Below are 17,083 nucleotides of genomic sequence, written 5' to 3'. Positions count from 1 at the left end.
GGCACGCTGTTGAGTTCTCAAGGAACGGACGCTTCCTTTGTACTCACCCTCTCGGGCTTTCCTCCGGGCTTCGTTCTGTTCTGTTCTTGCGTTTCCGACTCTATCAGACTCTTTCGTGTCCGATTCCCGGTCGAAGCGGGTTTCGCTTTCCAGTTCTCCGCTTTCGCGTTTCCCTTTCCTGCGATTCCAACTCTACCAGATCATTTCCGTGTCGTTTCCGAGCTTGGATTTGAATTGGACGGCCATTGGAGAGCCATTCCCTTTCGGGCGAGCCAGACTTTATCAGGTTTCCCTGCTCTGGAATCCCACCCGCCCGCATCGACATGGTCGGGCACACGTGTGTGCCCGGGTGCCGTGCGAGGTGGAGACGTAAACGTACTGGAGCGGGGCCCCCGGATGCAAATCCGGTGGCCCCGCTCCGGTGTGGTCGCTACGGCGAGGCTCAGACCTCGACGACGACCGGGAGGATCATCGGGCGGCGGCGGTAGCCGTCCGAGACCCACTTGCCCATCGTGCGGCGGATGAGCTGCTGGATCTGGTGCGGCTCGGCCACACCGTCCGCTGCGGCGCGGGCGATGGCTTCCTCGATCTTCGGCAGGACGGAGGAGAACGCCGAGTCCTCGATGCCGGAGCCGCGGGCCTGGATGTTCGGGCCGCTGACGATCTTGCCCGTGGTGCTGTCCACCACGACGTAGACCGAGATGATGCCCTCGTCGCCGAGGATCTTGCGGTCCTTGAGGTGGGCTTCGGTGACGTCGCCGACCGAGAGGCCGTCCACGTAGACGTAGCCGGCCTGGACCTTGCCCGAGATGCGGGCCTTGCCGTCGATGAGGTCGACGACGACGCCGTCCTCGGCGATGACGATGCGGTCCTTCGGCACGCCCGTCAGGGCGCCGAGCTCGGCGTTGGCGCGCAGGTGGCGCCATTCGCCGTGGACCGGCATCAGGTTCCGCGGCTTGCAGATGTTGTAGAAGTACAACAGCTCGCCGGCGGAGGCGTGGCCGGAGACGTGCACCTTGGCGTTGCCCTTGTGCACGACGTTGGCGCCCCAGCGGGTCAGGCCGTTGATCACGCGGTAGACCGCGTTCTCGTTGCCGGGGATGAGCGACGAGGCCAGGATGACCGTGTCGCCCGGGACGATCCGGATCTGGTGATCGCGGTTCGCCATGCGGGACAGGGCCGCCATCGGCTCGCCCTGCGAACCCGTGCAGACCAGGACGACCTCGTGGGCCGGCAGGTCGTCGAGGGTCTTGACGTCCACGACCAGGCCGGCCGGAACCTTCAGGTAGCCCAGGTCACGGGCGATGCCCATGTTGCGGACCATCGAGCGGCCGACGAAGGCGACCCTGCGGCCGTACTCGTGAGCGGCGTCGAGGATCTGCTGGATGCGGTGCACGTGGCTCGCGAAGCTCGCCACGATGATCCGGTTGTTGGCGTTGGCGAACACCGTGCGCAGCACGTTGGAGATCTCGCGCTCGGGCGGGACGAAGCCCGGGACCTCGGCGTTCGTCGAGTCCGAGAGGAGAAGGTCGATGCCCTCTTCGCTCAGGCGCGCGAAGGCGTGCAGGTCGGTGAGGCGGTTGTCCAGCGGGAGCTGGTCCATCTTGAAGTCACCGGTGCACACGACCATGCCGGCGCCGGTGCGGATGGCCACGGCCAGGGCGTCCGGGATGGAGTGGTTGACCGCGATGAACTCGCAGTCGAAGGGGCCGAGGTTCTCGCGCTCGCCTTCCTTCACCTCGAGGGTGTAGGGGCGGATGCGGTGCTCCTGGAGCTTGGCCTCGATGAGCGCCAGCGTCAGCTTGGAGCCGATCAGCGGGATGTCCGGCTTCTCCCGGAGGAGGTAGGGGACGGCGCCGATGTGGTCTTCGTGGCCGTGCGTGAGGACGATGCCCTCGATGTCGTCGAGCCGGTCCCTGATGGACGAGAAGTCCGGCAGGATCAGGTCGATGCCCGGCTGCTCCTCTTCGGGGAAGAGGACACCGCAGTCGACGATGAGCAGGCGGCCGTCGAACTCGAAGACGGTCATATTGCGGCCGATCTCACCGAGCCCGCCCAGGGGGGTGACCCGAAGGCCGCCCTTGGGGAGCTTCGGCGGCGGACCGAGTTCAGGATGCGGATGGCTCAAAAGGTTCTCCTTCACCACGCGCGGCCACGTACCCGTCGAGGCACGTGGCGCGCATGTCAATTCGTGCACTTGCTGTTGTCTTGTGTGGTTCTGCTTATTCAGTTGTGAAGTCTGATGTCAGAGCTGTACCCCGCCGGCGGCAAGATCGATCTTGAGCTGCGCCGTCTCCTCGGCGGTCAGCTCGACCAGCGGGAGCCGCAGCGGGCCCGCGGGCAGGCCCTGCAGGTTCAGCGCGCCCTTGGTGGTGATCACACCCTGGGTGCGGAACATGCCGGTGAAGACGGGGAGCAGCTTCTGGTGGATCTCGGTGGCCTTCTGGACGTCGCCGCCCAGGTGGGCCTCGAGCATCTCGCGGAGCTCGGGAGAGACCACGTGACCGACCACGGAGACGAAGCCGACCGCGCCGACCGACAGGAGCGGCAGGTTCAGCATGTCGTCGCCGGAGTACCAGGCCAGGCCGCTCTGTGCGATGGCCCAGCTGGCGCGTCCGAGGTCGCCCTTGGCGTCCTTGTTGGCAACGATACGGGGGTGCTCGGCCAGCCGGACGAGTGTTTCCGTATTGATCGGGACACCACTGCGGCCCGGGATGTCGTAGAGCATGACCGGGAGCTCGGTGGCGTCGGCGATCGCCGTGAAGTGCCGGAAGAGGCCTTCCTGCGGCGGCTTGCTGTAGTAGGGGGTGACCGCGAGCAGGCCGTGGGCGCCGGTGCGCTCGGCCTGACGGGCCAGCTCGAGGGTGTGACGGGTGTCATTGGTGCCGATGCCGGCGACCACGTGGGCCCGGTCTCCGACCGCTTCGAGTACGGCTCGTACGAGGTCGTTTTTCTCCGCGTCAGTGGTGGTCGGCGACTCACCGGTGGTGCCGTTGATGATCAGGCCGTCGTTGCCTGCGTCCACCAGGTGGACGGCGAGCTGCTGCGCGCCATCGAGGTCAAGTGCGCCATCAGCCGTAAACGGCGTGATCATGGCGGTGAGGACCCGCCCGAAGGGGGTCTGCGGAGTCGAGATCGGAGCCATGGGTAACACGCTACTCGCTGCCATGCTCGCGGTGTCCCCTCGGGGGACGTGATGAGGGTGTTGGAGCCCGGCACTGCCTGCTCGGGGGTTCAAGCAGTGCCGGGTCCGTTTGATCAGCCTAGATGAACTTTACGAAACGTGGCAATACGGACACTTCGGACTTGTTCCGCACATCCGTGCGGAACAAGGGCGATCGGGCCGTACGGGGCACCCACACGGCCGTCGGCGGCGGAGCTGACGCAGTGCCACAAAATTTGGTTAATGTCTCGAAAAACGGCACCGATCGGGCCTTTCGTACGTCCTACCCGGTAGAACGTCCGTCCGTCCCGCACCCACCGCCCCCCAGGGCCCCGACCGTGAGGAGAGTCGTTTCCATGTTCCGCCGGCGCGAACCCGTCCCGTTCGCCTTCGTCGCCGAGGCCGACCGATTCCGCAGCAACGTCACTCCGCCGCCGCGCGAGAGTCTGGGCAAGACCCAGATCGCCGCCCGTAGTCTGGTCGGACTGACCGTCGTGGCGGGACTCGTCGGATCGCTGCTCTTCGGCATCCCCGCACTGCAGCCGAGCCACGCACCGGCGAAGTCGCAGCAGTCGGAGGCATCCGAGGGACGGTAGCCTCACGGGCACAGCCCAACCGAACGTGCATGTGAGTGAGGTCCTGCCGTGCCCCTGCCCTTCCTGACGGCCGACGGCGCATTCGACGCGCACGACAACGGGGAGACGCTCCCCTACGAAGACCCGGACCGCTGGCGGCGCCCCTACCGTCCGGGGCCCTGGCGGGTCGCCATCGCCGCGCTGATGCTCCTGCTCGGCTCGTTCATGCTCTTCGCCACGGTGATCATCGTGGCCGCCGGCACCTGGACCGGCGCCCTGGGCGGTCTGCTCGCCTCGCTCGCCGTAATCGGCTCCGCCCTGCGGCTGCTGCGCACGGGCGTCTGGGTGAGCCCCAAGGGGCTGCGCGTGGCCGGGTTCTTCACCACCCGGTCGATCCCCTGGAACCAGGTCGGCGAGGTCCGCACGGTGCAGCAGCCCGTGCGCTGGCTCGGGCTGCCGAGGACGGTGCAGGGCCAGGCCCTGACGGTGGCAGCGCGCGGCGGCGCCGAGCTGCCGGTGCTGCTGACCGACCACAGCGCCGATTTCCTGTCGCGGACCGAGGCCTTCGACCGGGCCGCCGGCTCGGTCGAGGCCTGGGCCGACGAGTACCGGGCCGTGCCCGCCTGAGGCGGCCGCCCCAACGCCCCTGAGCGGGGGCGTCACGCGCACGGGAAGCCCGTACAGGCTCAGGCTTGTACGGGCTTTCCGTCGTGCAGGGAGATGGCCCGCTGCATGGCTTTGCGAGCCCTCGGGGTGTCGCGGGCGTCGTGGTAGGCGACGGCGAGGCGGAACCAGCTGCGCCAGTCCCCCGGCGCGTCCTCGGTCTCGGCCTTGCGGCGCGCGAAGACCTCGTCGGCCGAGTCCCGCAGGATCCGGCCGTACTTGTCCCGCTCCAGCTCGTCCACGGGCAGTCCGCCCTCGGCCTCCAGCTCGGCTCCGAGCTGGTTGGCCCTGGTGACGAACCGGGTGTTCTTCCAGAGGAACCAGACGCCGATGACCGGCAGGATCAGCACGGCCACCCCGAAGGTGACGGTGAGCCAGGTCCCGTGCCGGATCAGCATCAGGCCCCTGCTGCCGGCCAGGACGAAGTACACGACCAGGACCGCGGCCGTGATGAAGTAGAGGATCTTCGCGCGCATGGGTGCCGCCGCCTGCTCGTCAGCCGAGTTCGAGGAAGTTTTCCAGGCCGAAGGTGAGGCCCGGGGTCTGCGTCACGCGGCGCGCGCCGAGCAGGATGCCCGGCATGAAGCTGCTGTGGTGCAGGGAGTCGTGACGGATGGTCAGGGTCTCGCCCTCACCGCCGAGGAGCACCTCCTGGTGGGCCAGCAGGCCGCGGAGGCGGATCGCGTGCACCGGGACGCCGTCGACGTCCGCGCCGCGCGCGCCGTCGAGCGCGGTGGCGGTGGCATCCGGCTGCGCGCCGAGGCCGGCCTCCGCGCGGGCGGCCGCGATGAGCTGCGCCGTACGGGTCGCCGTGCCGGAGGGGGCGTCGACCTTGTTCGGGTGGTGCAGTTCGACGACCTCGACGGACTCGAAGTAGCGCGCGGCCTGCGCGGCGAACTTCATGGTGAGGACGGCGCCGATGGAAAAGTTCGGGGCGATGAGCACGCCGGTCGCCGGGGAAGCGGCGAGCCAGGTGTCGAGCCGGGCGAGGCGGTCCTCGGTCCAGCCGGTGGTACCGACCACTCCGTGGATGCCGTGGCGGATGAGGAACTCCAGGTTCTCCATCACCGAGGCGGGGGTGGTCAGCTCGACCGCGACCTGGGCGCCGGCTTCGGCCAGCGTCTCCAGCTTGTCTCCGCGACCGAGGGCGGCCACCAGTTCCATGTCCCCTGCGGCCTCGACGGCCTTGACCGCCTCGGAGCCGATGCGGCCCTGGGCGCCGAGAACTGCCACGCGCAGCTTGCTCATGTCATTCCTTAAAGTGCGTACGGGCCCGGGCCCTGTCCCGGGGCCCGGGCGACGTGCTCCTGAGATGCCTGGCTAGGCGACGGCCTCGTCGAGACGGGCCGCCTGCTTCTCCTTCAGCGGGCCGATCACCGCGAGCGAGGGCCGCTGCGCCAGGACGTCCTGCGCGACCGAGCGCACTTCGTCCGGGGTGACGGCCGCGATCCGGGCCAGCAGGTCGTCGACCGACATCTGGTCACCCCAGCACAGCTCGCTCTTGCCGATGCGGTTCATGATCGCGCCGGTGTCCTCCAGGCCGAGGACGGTGGAGCCGGACAGCTGGCCGACGGCCCGCCGGATCTCCTCGTCGGTGAGCCCGTCGGCGGCGACCTTGTCCAGCTCGTCCCGGCAGATCCGCAGTACGTCGTGGACCTGGTTGGGGCGGCAGCCGGCGTAGACGCCGAAGAGGCCGGTGTCGGCGAAGCCCGAGGTGTACGAGTACACGCTGTAGGCGAGACCGCGCTTCTCCCGGACCTCCTGGAAGAGGCGGGAGGACATGCCGCCGCCGAGCGCGGTGTTCAGCACGCCGAGCGCCCAGCGGCGCTCGTCGGTGCGGGCCAGGGCCGGCATGCCGAGGACCACATGGGCCTGCTCGGTCTTGCGGTTGACCAGCTCGACGCGGCCGGAGGTGCGGATCCGCTTGGTGCCGGAGCGCGGGCCGACCGGTTCGGCGTCGGTGCGGGTCAGGGCGCCGGCCTTCTCGAAGGCCGCGCGGACCTGGCGTACGACCTTGTTGTGGTCGACGTTGCCCGCGGCCGCCACGACCAGGTGGGTGGGGTCGTAGTGCTTCTTGTAGAAGCGGCGGATCCGGTCGGCGGTGAGCGCGTTGATCGTGTCGACGGTGCCGAGGACGGGGCGCCCGAGCGGGGTGTCCCCGTACATGGTCTGGGCGAACAGGTCGTGGACCATGTCGCCCGGGTCGTCCTCGGTCATCGCGATCTCTTCGAGGATGACTCCGCGCTCGGCGTCGACATCGGATTCGAGGATCAGCGAGCCCGTGAGCATGTCGCACACGACGTCGATGGCCAGCGGCAGGTCGGTGTCGAGCACCCGTGCGTAGTAGCAGGTGTACTCCTTCGCCGTGAAGGCGTTCATCTCTCCGCCGACCGCGTCGATCGCGGAGGAGATGTCGAGGGCACTGCGCTTCTCGGTGCCCTTGAAGAGGAGGTGCTCCAGGTAGTGCGTGGCGCCGTTCAGCGAAGGCGTCTCGTCCCGGGAACCGACGTGCGCCCAGATCCCGAAGGTGGCGGAGCGGACGGACGGCAGCGTCTCGGTGACCACGCGCAGTCCGCCGGGGAGGACCGTGCGGCGGACGGTGCCGATGCCGTTGGCGCCCTTGAGCAGTGTTTGGGTACGTGTGACGGCCCGCCCCTCCGAAGAGGGGCGGGCCGTCACACGGGAACTACGCGACGTCACTTGTCGGAGTCGTCCTTGCCTGCGTCATCGGAGGCGTCACCGGCTGCCTCGCCGTCGATGACGGGGACCAGCGAGAGCTTGCCGCGGGAGTCGATCTCGGCGATCTCGACCTGGACCTTGGTGCCGACCGCGAGCACGTCCTCGACGTTCTCCACGCGCTTGCCACCGGCGAGCTTGCGGATCTGCGAGATGTGCAGCAGCCCGTCCTTGCCGGGCATGAGGGAGACGAAGGCACCGAAGGTGGTGGTCTTGACGACCGTACCCAGGTAGCGCTCGCCGACCTCCGGCATGGTCGGGTTGGCGATCTGGTTGATCGTGGCGCGGGCGGCCTCGGCGGCCGGACCGTCGGCGGCACCGATGTAGATGGTGCCGTCGTCCTCGATCGTGATCTCGGCGCCGGTGTCCTCCTGGATCTGGTTGATCATCTTGCCCTTGGGGCCGATGACCTCACCGATCTTGTCCACCGGGATCTTGACGGTGATGATCCGGGGGGCGAACGGGGACATGGCGTCCGGCGTGTCGATCGCTTCCATCATCACGTCGAGGATGTGGAGGCGGGCGTCGCGGGCCTGCTTGAGGGCGGCGGCCAGAACCGAGGCCGGGATGCCGTCGAGCTTGGTGTCCAGCTGGAGCGCGGTGACGAACTCCTTGGTGCCGGCGACCTTGAAGTCCATGTCGCCGAAGGCGTCCTCCGCACCGAGGATGTCGGTGAGGGCGACGTAGTGGGTCTTGCCGTCGATCTCCTGCGAGATCAGGCCCATGGCGATACCGGCGACGGGGGCCTTGAGGGGCACACCGGCGTTCAGCAGCGACATGGTGGAGGCGCAGACCGAGCCCATGGACGTCGAGCCGTTGGAGCCGAGAGCCTCGGACACCTGGCGGATCGCGTAGGGGAACTCCTCGCGCGTCGGGAGGACCGGCACGATCGCGCGCTCGGCGAGCGCGCCGTGGCCGATCTCGCGGCGCTTCGGCGAACCGACACGGCCGGTCTCGCCGACCGAGTACGGCGGGAAGTTGTAGTTGTGCATGTAGCGCTTGCGGGTCACCGGGGAGAGGGTGTCCAGCTGCTGCTCCATGCGGAGCATGTTCAGGGTGGTGACGCCCAGGATCTGGGTCTCGCCACGCTCGAACAGCGCCGAGCCGTGCACGCGCGGGATGGCCTCGACCTCGGCGGCGAGGGTACGGATGTCCGTGATCCCGCGGCCGTCGATGCGGACCTTGTCCTTGATGACGCGCTCGCGGACCAGGGCCTTGGTCAGGCTGCGGTACGCGGCGGAGATCTCCTTCTCGCGGCCTTCGAAGGCCGGGAGGAGCTTCTCGGCGGCGATCTCCTTGACGCGGTCCAGCTCGGCCTCGCGGTCCTGCTTGCCCGCGATGGTCAGCGCCTGGGAGAGCTCGCCCTTCACCGCGGCCGAGAGGGCCTCGTAGACGTCGTCCTGGTAGTCCAGGAAGACCGGGAACTCGCCCTCGGGCTTGGCGGCCTTGGCGGCCAGGTCGGCCTGGGCCTTGCAGAGGGCCTTGATGAAGGGCTTCGAGGCGTCGAGGCCGGCGGCCACGACCTCCTCGGTCGGCGCCTCGGCGCCGCCCTTGACCAGGGCGATGGTCTTCTCGGTGGCCTCGGCCTCGACCATCATGATCGCGACGTCGCCGTCCTCGAGCACGCGGCCCGCGACGACCATGTCGAAGACGGCGTCCTCGAGCTCGGTGTGCGTCGGGAAGGCAACCCACTGGCCGCGGATCAGCGCGACGCGGACGCCGCCGATCGGGCCGGAGAAGGGCAGGCCGGCCAGCTGGGTGGACGCGGAGGCGGCGTTGATCGCCACGACGTCGTACAGGTGGTCGGGGTTGAGCGCCATGATCGTCGCGACGACCTGGATCTCGTTGCGCAGGCCCTTCTTGAAGGACGGGCGCAGCGGGCGGTCGATCAGGCGACAGGTGAGGATCGCGTCCTCGGAGGGGCGGCCCTCGCGGCGGAAGAAGGAGCCGGGGATCTTGCCGGCCGCGTACTGCCGCTCCTCGACGTCCACCGTCAGGGGGAAGAAGTCGAGCTGGTCCTTGGGCTTCTTCGACGCGGTGGTGGCGGAAAGCACCATCGTGTCGTCGTCCAGGTAGGCAACGGCGGAGCCGGCGGCCTGGCGGGCCAGACGGCCCGTCTCGAAGCGGATGGTGCGGGTGCCGAAGGAACCGTTGTCAATGACGGCCTCGGCGTAGTGGGTCTCGTTCTCCACTAGTGTTTTCTCCATTTTCGTCGTCTCCGTCCGCCACCCGTGTGGTGGTGGACGGTTGCGGAGAAGCGCTCCTGGCGTGCGGGCCGGTCTTCGATCGAAGCAGCCGGGCGAAGCCGCGTGCGGGCTTTCCGGATGCCACTACCGAGGACCGGCGGCGTAGGGAGGGCGCTCCTCCTCTTCAGTTGTGCGCGTCTCGCGACGCGGACGCTTCCAGACTACAAAGCGTCCGGTACGTCGCGCACGTACAGCAAAGGGAGCGGCCCCCTCAATGTGGGAACCGCTCCCTTCACAGCGTCTTTACTTGGCGCCGGCCGCACCGCGGCGGATGCCGAGGCGCTCGACCAGCGTACGGAAGCGCTGGATGTCCTTCTTGGCCAGGTACTGCAGCAGGCGGCGACGCTGGCCGACCAGGATCAGCAGACCACGACGGGAGTGGTGGTCGTGCTTGTGGGACTTCAGGTGCTCGGTCAGGTCCGAGATGCGGCGGGACAGCATCGCGACCTGGACCTCGGGGGAGCCGGTGTCGCCCTCCTTGGCACCAAACTCTGCGATGAGCTGCTTCTTGACTGCGGCGTCGAGCGGCACGCGTACTCCTTGTAATAGGTCTACATAGCCACCGAGTGCCCCAGGTCGAATTCTCTGGGGATCTTCCGTAACTCGGGAGGCGGGATCCGCTGAGCGCAGCCTCCGGATGATTCCGGGGGCGCGTACACAAACGGCCGTCACACAGCGTACCAGGCTGCCGCAGGCCCTCGTCTCAGCTGGTGAGAGCACGGGCCCGGGCGTAGACGTCCAGCACGGCCAGGGTCAGCGGGACCAGGCAGAGCAGGACCGCCGCCTCGATGAGGTCGAGCAGCCGCCCCCAGAAGGGTGACAGACCTTTGCGGGGAATGACCAATGCAATTCCGGCGAGGAGGGCCGCGCCGGCCGCCACGGCGGCGGAGAGCCAGAGCGTACGGGTCTCCAGGCCGCTGTGGTCCCCGTACCGGGCGAGCTGCTTGAGCAGGGCGTCCGGCGGGTGCAGGGCGAGGCCCAGGACGAGCAGGCCGAGGGCGGCGAAGCCGGCCACGAGGGCGCAGGCGACCTGGGCGGTGTAGCGGAAGAGCCGGGCGCGCAGCAGCATGGCGAGTCCGGTGGCCAGGGCCAGGAGCCGGGCCCAGGTGTCGTCCGCGAAGCCGAGGACGGCGGCGGAGCCGACGGTGACGGCCGCGCAGCCGCCGACGAGGCCGAGGAGCATCTCGTGGCCGCGGCGGGCCCGGGCGGCGATGGCCCCGGCGTCGAGCGCGGCTCCGGATGCGGGCCCGTCGGCGGCGGAGCCCTCACCGTACGGCTCGCTCTCGTGGCGGTCCGGGGTCGCGTACCCGGCTGCGCCGCTCCGCGGGGCGGCGTAGCCGATGGGGAGGCGGGCGAAGCGGGCGGAAAGACCGGGGAGGAAGGCGACGAGGCCGATGGCTGCGGGGGCGCAGACGGCCGCGGCAGAGGTCGCGGCGGCGTCGGCGGTGATGGCGGCGAAGGTGGCCAGGGTGCCGGTGGCGGCGAGGAAGGCGACCGCGACGAAGGGGGCGTCGCCGTCGGGGGTGAGGGCGACCAGGACGGCGGAGGCGACGAGCACGCAGACGCAGCCGAGGAGGAACTGCAGCCGGCCGGGGCCCTGGCCGGCGGCGGGGGCGGCGATGCCGGAGCCGGCGAGCAGCAGGTGCGGTACGGCGGCGAGACCGAGGGCGACGGCGGAGCCCCGGTCGCGGTAGACCCGGGCGCGGACGCCCGCTGCGGCGGTGAGGAGCGCGCCGACGGAGCCGGCGATGACGCCGGGCAGTCCGCGCATGTCGTGCAGGACGGGGTCGGCGCACCAGAGGAGGAAGCCGAGGAGGACGAAGAGGACGGCGGCGCCGGTCAGGCCCGCGCCGCGCAGCATGTCGTCGCTCCAGCGGTGGCGGCCCCGCACCACGGCGGCGGCGACGGCGTCGGGGACGTCGTCGAAGACGGCGGGCGGCAGGGATTCGGCGAAGGGGCGCAGGCTCAGCACTTCGCCGTCCAGGACCTGCTGGGCCGCGAGGGTGCGGGCGCCGTCGAGGACGGTGCCCGAGCGCAGGACCAGGTGGAAGCCGGTGGGTGCGCCGACGGGCTGGGTCTGGCCGGTGAGGCGCAGCAGCTCGGGGTAGATGTCGGCGACGGCGATGTCCTCGGGGAGGGCGACGTCCATGCGGCTGTCGGGAGCCACGACGGTGACCCTGCGGAAGCCCGTCGCCTCGGCGGTGTTCACCTGGTGCCCCCGATGGGTGTGTGCGGTGGGTGTGCGTACTGGTGTTCGCGGGTGCGCCGGCTGCCGTGGTCGGCCCGCCGGCGCGCGGCCGATTCGCGGATGCGCATGCCGCGAGGAACCTTACCGGGAGTGCGGATGACCGTCGGCAAGTAACATCACCCCCTTGTACAGAAGAGCCCCCTTCGCATCCGGGACTTGAGAGCATCCGGTGCGAACGCCCGTTTGTTTTCTAGGGATTGATGCTCCGGTGAGCCAGATCGTCGTCAAGCGCCCGCCGCGGGCGCTGCCGCCCGAAGTCCCTTCCGGCGAACTGAGGCTCGAGGCACCGCCGGAGCTCCCCCGGGGGCAACAGGAGGGCGTGCTGATGCAGCTCCTCCCGATGCTCGGGATGGGCTCGTCCGCCGTCTTCTTCTTCCTGCCGGGCATCCCCGCGTTCATGCGCATCATGGGCGTGCTGATGATGGTGTCGACGGTGGGCATGCTGGTGGCGCAGTTGGTGCGGCACCGCCGCGGTACCCAAGGGCACATGGCCGACGTCCGGCGGGACTACCTCGCGTACCTGTCCCAGACCCGTCGTCGCGTACGGCGGACGGCGCGGGCCCAGCGTGACGCGCAGCTGTATCTGCACCCGGCTCCCGATCAGTTGTGGTCGGTGGTGGCCGAGGGTTCGCGGCTGTGGGAGCGGCGGGTCGGCGACGCGGACTTCGGACAGGCCCGGCTGGGGCTGGGCGTGCAGGGGCTGGCGACCCCGCTGGTGGCTCCGGACACGGCGCCGGTGGACGAGCTGGAGCCGCTGGCCGCCGGCGCCATGCAGCGGTTCCTGCAGGTGCATTCCTCGCTGGACGGGCTGCCGATCGCGGTGTCGGTGCGGGCGTTCTACCACGTGACGGTCTCCGGGGAGCCCGAGTCCGCGCGGGGCGCAGCGCGGGCGCTGGTGGCGCAACTGGCGACGCTGCACTCCCCCGAGGACCTGGTGGTGGCCGTGGTGGCGGCGCCGGGCGTGGTGGCGGAGTGGGACTGGGTGAAGTGGCTGCCGCACACCAGGGTGCCCGGTCACATCGACGGGGCCGGGACGAAGCGGCTGTTCGGCGACGACCTCGGCGAACTGGAGGGGCTGCTCGGTTCCCGGCTGGAGGGACGGCCCCGGTTCAGCCCGGAGGGTTCGCCGGTGCCGGACCAGCCGCACGTGGTCCTCGTACTGGACTCGGGTTCCCGTGGCGGTCTGGTGCCGCCGGACTCGGGGTTCGCGGCGGCCGAGGGTCTGCAGGGGGTCACCGTCCTCGAGGTGGTGGCGGGCGAGCTGGACGAGGCGCGCGGCGGGCTGTCGGTCGTGGTGCGGCCGGGCCGGCTGCTGCTGGAGTCGCGTGCGGGCATCGCGTACGAGGGGCTGCCGGACACCCTGTCGCTGCCCGCGGCCGAGGCGCTGGCCCGGCAGATGGCGCCGCTGCGGACGGGCGGCGGGGACGAGGACGAGCCGCTGCTGGCCGACCTGGACTTCACCGATCTGCTGAACCTGGGCGACGCGGCCGCCGTGGACGTGGCCCGGACCTGGCGACCGCGCTCCGCCGGCGAGCGGCTGCGCGTGCCGATCGGGGTCGGCGAGGACGGCTCCCCGGTGATGCTGGACCTGAAGGAGGCCGCGCAGGAGGGCATGGGGCCGCACGGGCTGTGCGTGGGCGCGACCGGTTCGGGCAAGTCGGAGCTGCTGCGCACGCTGGTGCTGGGGCTGGCCGTGACGCACCCCTCGGAGACGCTGAACTTCGTACTCGCCGACTTCAAGGGCGGTGCGACCTTCAGCGGGATGGGGCGGATGCCGCACGTCGCGGCGGTCATCACCAACCTGGCGGACGACCTGACGCTCGTGGACCGGATGGGCGACTCGATCCGCGGCGAACTGCAGCGCCGGCAGGAGCTGCTGCGTTCGGCCGGCCACTACGCGAACGTCCACGACTACGAGAAGGCCCGCACGGCGGGCGCGCCGCTGGAGCCGCTGGCCTCGCTGGTGCTGGTCATCGACGAGTTCTCCGAACTGCTGACCGCGAAGCCGGACTTCATCGACATGTTCATCCAGATCGGCCGCATCGGCCGGTCGCTGGGCGTGCACCTGCTGCTGGCCTCGCAGCGGCTGGAGGAGGGCAAGCTGCGCGGGCTGGACACGTACCTGTCGTACCGGATCGGTCTGCGGACCTTCTCGGCGGCGGAGTCGAGGACCGCGATCGGCGTGCCGGACGCCTACCACCTGCCGCCGGTGCCCGGTTCGGGCTACCTGAAGTTCGGTACGGACGAGATGACGCGCTTCAAGGCGGCGTACGTCTCGGGCACCTACCGCCCGGGCGGGCCGGACCTGCCGGTCGGGCCGTTCCCGGTGGAGCGGCGGCCCGTGCTGTTCACGGCGGCGCCGGTGCCGGTCGTCTACGCGGCTCCGGACCCCGCCCACCTCTCGGCGCGGGCGGCGGAGGCCGAGCGGGCCGCACGGGGCGACGACGCACTGGCGGACACCGTGCTGGACGTGATCGTGGCACGGCTGGAGGGGCAGGGGGTGCCGGCGCACCAGGTGTGGCTGCCGCCGCTGGACCAGGCCCCACCCCTGGACCAGTTGCTTCCGGCACCGGCACCGAACGCCGAGCGCGGGCTGCACGCGGAGGGGTACACGCGGCCGGGCGGACTGGTCGTGCCGCTCGGGCTCATCGACAAGCCGTTCGAGCAGCGGCGCGAGGTGCTGTACCGGGACTTCTCGGGTGCGGCGGGCCACATGATGGTGGTCGGCGGTCCGCAGTCGGGCAAGTCCACGCTGATGCGGACGCTGATCTCGTCGTTCGCACTGACGCACACCCCGCGCGAGGTGCAGTTCTACGGTCTGGACTTCGGCGGCGGCGGTCTGTCCTCGCTGGCCGAACTGCCGCACGTGGGCGGGATCGCCTCCCGGCTGGACCCGGAGCGGGTGCGGCGCACGGTCGCGGAGGTGGCCGGGGTGCTGCGCCGGCGCGAGGAGTTCTTCCGCGCGAACGGCATCGACTCGATCGGCACCTACCGGCGCCGGCGGGCCTCGGGCGAGCTGCCCGGGGAGGCCTGGGGCGACGTGTTCCTGGTCGTCGACGGCTGGGGCGGCTTCCGGGGCGAGTACGAGGCCCTGGAGCAGGTCGTCACGGACATCGCGTCCCGCGGACTGGGATACGGCATCCACGTGGTGATCACCGCCGCCCGGTACATGGAGGTCAGGGCCGCGCTGAAGGACCAGATCCTCGGGCGCCTGGAGCTGCGCCTCGGGGATGTCATGGACTCCGAGTTCGACCGCAAGGTCGCGGCGAACGTCCCGACGGGGATGCCGGGACGCGGCCAGGTCGCGGAGAAGCTGCACTTCCTGGGGGCACTGCCGCGGATCGACGGCTCGCACGCGGCGCAGGACCTGTCGGAGGCCACGGCCGCCTTCGTGGACGCCGTGAAGCGGAACTGGACGGGCCGGGCGGCCCCCGGCGTACGGCTCCTGCCGCGGCTGCTCCACGCGGACCGGCTCCCCGGGGGCGGGGAGTTCCCGGAGCGCGGGATCGCGATCGGCATCGACGAGACCGAGCTGGAGCCGGTGTTCGTCGACTTCGAGACCGACCCGTTCCTCCTCGTGTTCGGCGAGAGCGAGTCGGGCAAGACGAACCTGCTGCGGCTCATCGCGCAGCGGATCGCGGAGCGCTACGGCCCGGACCGGGCACGGCTGGTGGTCGGCGACTACCGGCGCGGCCTGCTCGGCACGCTGCCGGAGGAACACCTGCTGGAGTACGCGCCGATGGCGGGCTCCCTGCGGATGCACATGGAGGCGCTGGCCGGGGTGTTCGCCCGTCGGCAGCCCCCGCAGGACGTCACTCCGCAGCAGTTGCGCGACCGCAGCTGGTGGACGGGCCCGGACGTGTTCATCATCATCGACGACTTCGACCTGGTGGCGACGAGTCAGGGCAATCCGCTGGCGCAGCTGGTGGAGTTCCTGCCGTTCGCGCGTGACACGGGGGTCCGGTTCATCATCGCGCGCAGTTCGGCGGGTGCCTCGCGGGCGCTGTACGAGCCGTTCATGCAGCGGATCAAGGAGCTGGGCGCGCAGGGCGTGGTGCTGTCCGGCGATCCGTCCGAGGGAGATCTGGTCGGCGCCGTGCGGCCGCGCCCGATGCCTGCGGGCCGGGCCTCCTTCGTCTCGCGCAGGCGTGGGACCTCGCTGATCCAGATCGGGCGGATGCCGGGGATGTAGGGCGGGGCGCCGGCCGGGGCGCGGCGGCTGGCGGCTGGCGGCTGGCGGCTGGCGGCTGGGAGGGTTCGGGAAAGCCTCCCGCGCGCGGCCGGCCACCGTCGATAATCGACAGGGATCGCACCACCGAAGGAGAGGCCTCGCATGGGCACTCAGCAGGAGAAGGACGAGCTGTACGGGCTCGACATCAGCGCCGTCGAGTGGGAGGGCCCTCCCGGCACCTCTCCCGACGAGGAGCGGGTCGAGATCGCCCGGCTGCCCGAGGGCGCGGTGGCGATGCGGTCCTCGCTGGACCGGGACACGGTGCTGCGCTACACCGCGGCCGAGTGGGAGGCGTTCGTACTCGGGGCCAGGGACGGGGAGTTCGATCTCGACCGGGGTCCCCGCTAGGACCCGTACGGCCCCCGCGGACGGACGGAGGGGCGCGCCCGGTGCGGGCGGCGCCCCTGCGTCGTCTGCGGGGGCTTCGCGCCGCCGCGGGACTAGTAGGCCTCGGTGAACAGGCGCGAGGCCTTCACGTCGGTGGCGCGGTAGTCGCTCTTGCCGCGCTCGATGAGGTCCGCGACGAGGCGCAGCTGGGCGCGCATGTGGTCGGCCTTGCCGTTGTACTTGCGCTGCAGCTCGACGTACTGGGCGTGCGCCTCGCCGTCCCAGGTGTCGGTGACGACCGTCAGGGCCGCGCCCATCTCGTCGAGGTCCTTCTTGATGTTGTCCGAGACGATGCGGATGCGGTCCGCCATCCCCTGGAGGCTCTCGTACCGGACCTTGGTGTGCCCGTCGTTCGCGGTCATGCTCTTCTCCTTCGCACGGGGCTGGGCAGGTGGGTGGCAGGTGGGGGCAGGTGGGTGGGAAAGCGCGTCAGATTCCGTTCAGGGCAGAGGTGTTGCCCCCGCCGCTGCCGGCCTTGACCGTCTGGAACGCCGAGACCACGTCGTCGTCCTGCGCGTTGCTCAGGTTCTTGGTCTGGTCGACCGCGTGGTGCAGGACGCCGAGCAGCCGTCGGATCTCGTCGTGGTCCTCGTTGACGACCGTCTGCGCGGAGGTGAAACCCGACGCGCCCACGCCGGTCCAGCCCGCGCCGACGGTGGCGAGGATGTCCGCCAGCTCCCGGGACTGCCGGGTGACGCTGTCGGCGGTCTCCGAGATCTTGTTCAGTGCCTGCTTGACCGGGTCGTCGGCGAGTCCGAAATTGCTGGTCATCCGAAGCTCCTCATCTCTTGGGGTCTGGATCTCTTGGGGTCTGGATCTCTTGGGGTCTGGATC

General features: G+C 70.3%; 14 protein-coding genes. 4 read left to right on the top strand and 10 right to left on the bottom strand.

The window, feature by feature from the left end; genetic code table 11:
* Nucleotides 1-442: 442 nt before the first annotated feature.
* Nucleotides 443-2,128 carry a ribonuclease J gene (locus tag ACFYM0_RS30260; protein WP_327255224.1) on the bottom strand — a complete coding sequence of 562 codons (1,686 nt, stop codon included), beginning with the start codon at nt 2,126-2,128 and terminating at the stop codon, nt 443-445.
* A gap of 117 nt (nt 2,129-2,245) precedes the next feature.
* Nucleotides 2,246-3,145: a 4-hydroxy-tetrahydrodipicolinate synthase gene (gene dapA / locus ACFYM0_RS30255; RefSeq protein ID WP_266904008.1), complete on the bottom strand. Its 900-nt coding sequence runs from the start codon at nt 3,143-3,145 to the stop codon at nt 2,246-2,248.
* A gap of 374 nt (nt 3,146-3,519) precedes the next feature.
* Between dapA and ACFYM0_RS30250 the strand changes: the two genes are divergently transcribed.
* Together ACFYM0_RS30250 and ACFYM0_RS30245 are read left to right on the top strand one after the other, a co-directional pair.
* A complete protein-coding gene (locus tag ACFYM0_RS30250) occupies nt 3,520-3,759 on the top strand; it encodes a hypothetical protein (protein WP_266904009.1) in 240 nt (79 codons plus the stop codon).
* Nucleotides 3,760-3,807: 48 nt separating this feature from the next.
* Complete coding sequence (locus tag ACFYM0_RS30245; protein WP_388506812.1) at nt 3,808-4,365, top strand: PH domain-containing protein; 558 nt, start codon at nt 3,808-3,810, stop codon at nt 4,363-4,365.
* A gap of 59 nt (nt 4,366-4,424) precedes the next feature.
* Here ACFYM0_RS30245 and ACFYM0_RS30240 read toward each other — a convergent pair whose 3' ends face one another.
* The 6 genes from ACFYM0_RS30240 to eccD form a co-directional block, all read right to left on the bottom strand.
* Entirely contained in the window at nt 4,425-4,877 is a 453-nt protein-coding gene (locus tag ACFYM0_RS30240) for a hypothetical protein (protein WP_388506810.1), read from the bottom strand.
* 19 nt (nt 4,878-4,896) lie between these two features.
* Nucleotides 4,897-5,649 (bottom strand): 4-hydroxy-tetrahydrodipicolinate reductase, encoded by a 753-nt coding sequence (gene dapB, locus ACFYM0_RS30235; RefSeq protein ID WP_388506808.1) that lies wholly within the window; start codon nt 5,647-5,649, stop codon nt 4,897-4,899.
* Between the two features lie 72 nt (nt 5,650-5,721).
* Nucleotides 5,722-7,101, bottom strand: a complete 1,380-nt coding sequence (locus tag ACFYM0_RS30230; protein WP_388506806.1) for a M16 family metallopeptidase — start codon at nt 7,099-7,101, stop codon at nt 5,722-5,724.
* Nucleotides 7,098-9,329, bottom strand: a complete 2,232-nt coding sequence (locus ACFYM0_RS30225; RefSeq protein WP_388506837.1) for a polyribonucleotide nucleotidyltransferase — start codon at nt 9,327-9,329, stop codon at nt 7,098-7,100. The genes ACFYM0_RS30230 and ACFYM0_RS30225 overlap by 4 nt, the downstream gene beginning before the upstream one ends.
* 297 nt (nt 9,330-9,626) lie before the next feature.
* Complete coding sequence (rpsO, locus tag ACFYM0_RS30220) at nt 9,627-9,914, bottom strand: 30S ribosomal protein S15 (protein WP_243337509.1); 288 nt, start codon at nt 9,912-9,914, stop codon at nt 9,627-9,629.
* Between the two features lie 172 nt (nt 9,915-10,086).
* Entirely contained in the window at nt 10,087-11,592 is a 1,506-nt protein-coding gene (gene eccD / locus ACFYM0_RS30215) for a type VII secretion integral membrane protein EccD (RefSeq protein WP_388506803.1), read from the bottom strand.
* A 247-nt stretch (nt 11,593-11,839) separates the two neighbouring features.
* Here eccD and eccCa point away from each other — a divergent pair, with 247 nt between their 5' ends.
* Nucleotides 11,840-15,823 (top strand): type VII secretion protein EccCa, encoded by a 3,984-nt coding sequence (gene eccCa / locus ACFYM0_RS30210; RefSeq protein WP_388506802.1) that lies wholly within the window; start codon nt 11,840-11,842, stop codon nt 15,821-15,823.
* 141 nt (nt 15,824-15,964) lie between these two features.
* Complete coding sequence (locus ACFYM0_RS30205) at nt 15,965-16,210, top strand: DUF397 domain-containing protein (protein ID WP_327255216.1); 246 nt, start codon at nt 15,965-15,967, stop codon at nt 16,208-16,210.
* A 92-nt stretch (nt 16,211-16,302) separates the two neighbouring features.
* Here ACFYM0_RS30205 and ACFYM0_RS30200 read toward each other — a convergent pair whose 3' ends face one another.
* Together ACFYM0_RS30200 and ACFYM0_RS30195 are read right to left on the bottom strand one after the other, a co-directional pair.
* Nucleotides 16,303-16,611 (bottom strand): WXG100 family type VII secretion target, encoded by a 309-nt coding sequence (locus tag ACFYM0_RS30200; protein ID WP_388506799.1) that lies wholly within the window; start codon nt 16,609-16,611, stop codon nt 16,303-16,305.
* 67 nt (nt 16,612-16,678) lie between these two features.
* On the bottom strand, nt 16,679-17,020 hold the full coding sequence (locus ACFYM0_RS30195) for a WXG100 family type VII secretion target (RefSeq protein ID WP_388506798.1): 342 nt from the start codon (nt 17,018-17,020) through the stop codon (nt 16,679-16,681).
* Nucleotides 17,021-17,083 lie beyond the last annotated feature (63 nt).

This window comes from Streptomyces sp. NPDC006487, assembly GCF_042870555.1.
Lineage (GTDB): Bacteria > Actinomycetota > Actinomycetes > Streptomycetales > Streptomycetaceae > Streptomyces.
The sequence above is the reverse complement of the archived record's forward strand: the minus strand, read 5'-3'. Positions and strand labels throughout refer to the sequence as shown.

Bases quoted from the DNA above. Each gene is read 5' to 3' on its own strand.
- ACFYM0_RS30240 (WP_388506810.1), bottom strand. From the start codon at position 4,877: ATGCGCGCGAAGATCCTCTACTTCATCACGGCCGCGGTCCTGGTCGTG.
- dapB (WP_388506808.1), bottom strand. From the start codon at position 5,649: ATGAGCAAGCTGCGCGTGGCAGTTCTCGGCGCCCAGGGCCGCATCGGC.
- ACFYM0_RS30200 (WP_388506799.1), bottom strand. From the start codon at position 16,611: ATGACCGCGAACGACGGGCACACCAAGGTCCGGTACGAGAGCCTCCAG.
- ACFYM0_RS30205 (WP_327255216.1), top strand. From the start codon at position 15,965: ATGGGCACTCAGCAGGAGAAGGACGAGCTGTACGGGCTCGACATCAGC.
- ACFYM0_RS30250 (WP_266904009.1), top strand. From the start codon at position 3,520: ATGTTCCGCCGGCGCGAACCCGTCCCGTTCGCCTTCGTCGCCGAGGCC.
- dapA (WP_266904008.1), bottom strand. From the start codon at position 3,145: ATGGCTCCGATCTCGACTCCGCAGACCCCCTTCGGGCGGGTCCTCACC.
- ACFYM0_RS30195 (WP_388506798.1), bottom strand. From the start codon at position 17,020: ATGACCAGCAATTTCGGACTCGCCGACGACCCGGTCAAGCAGGCACTG.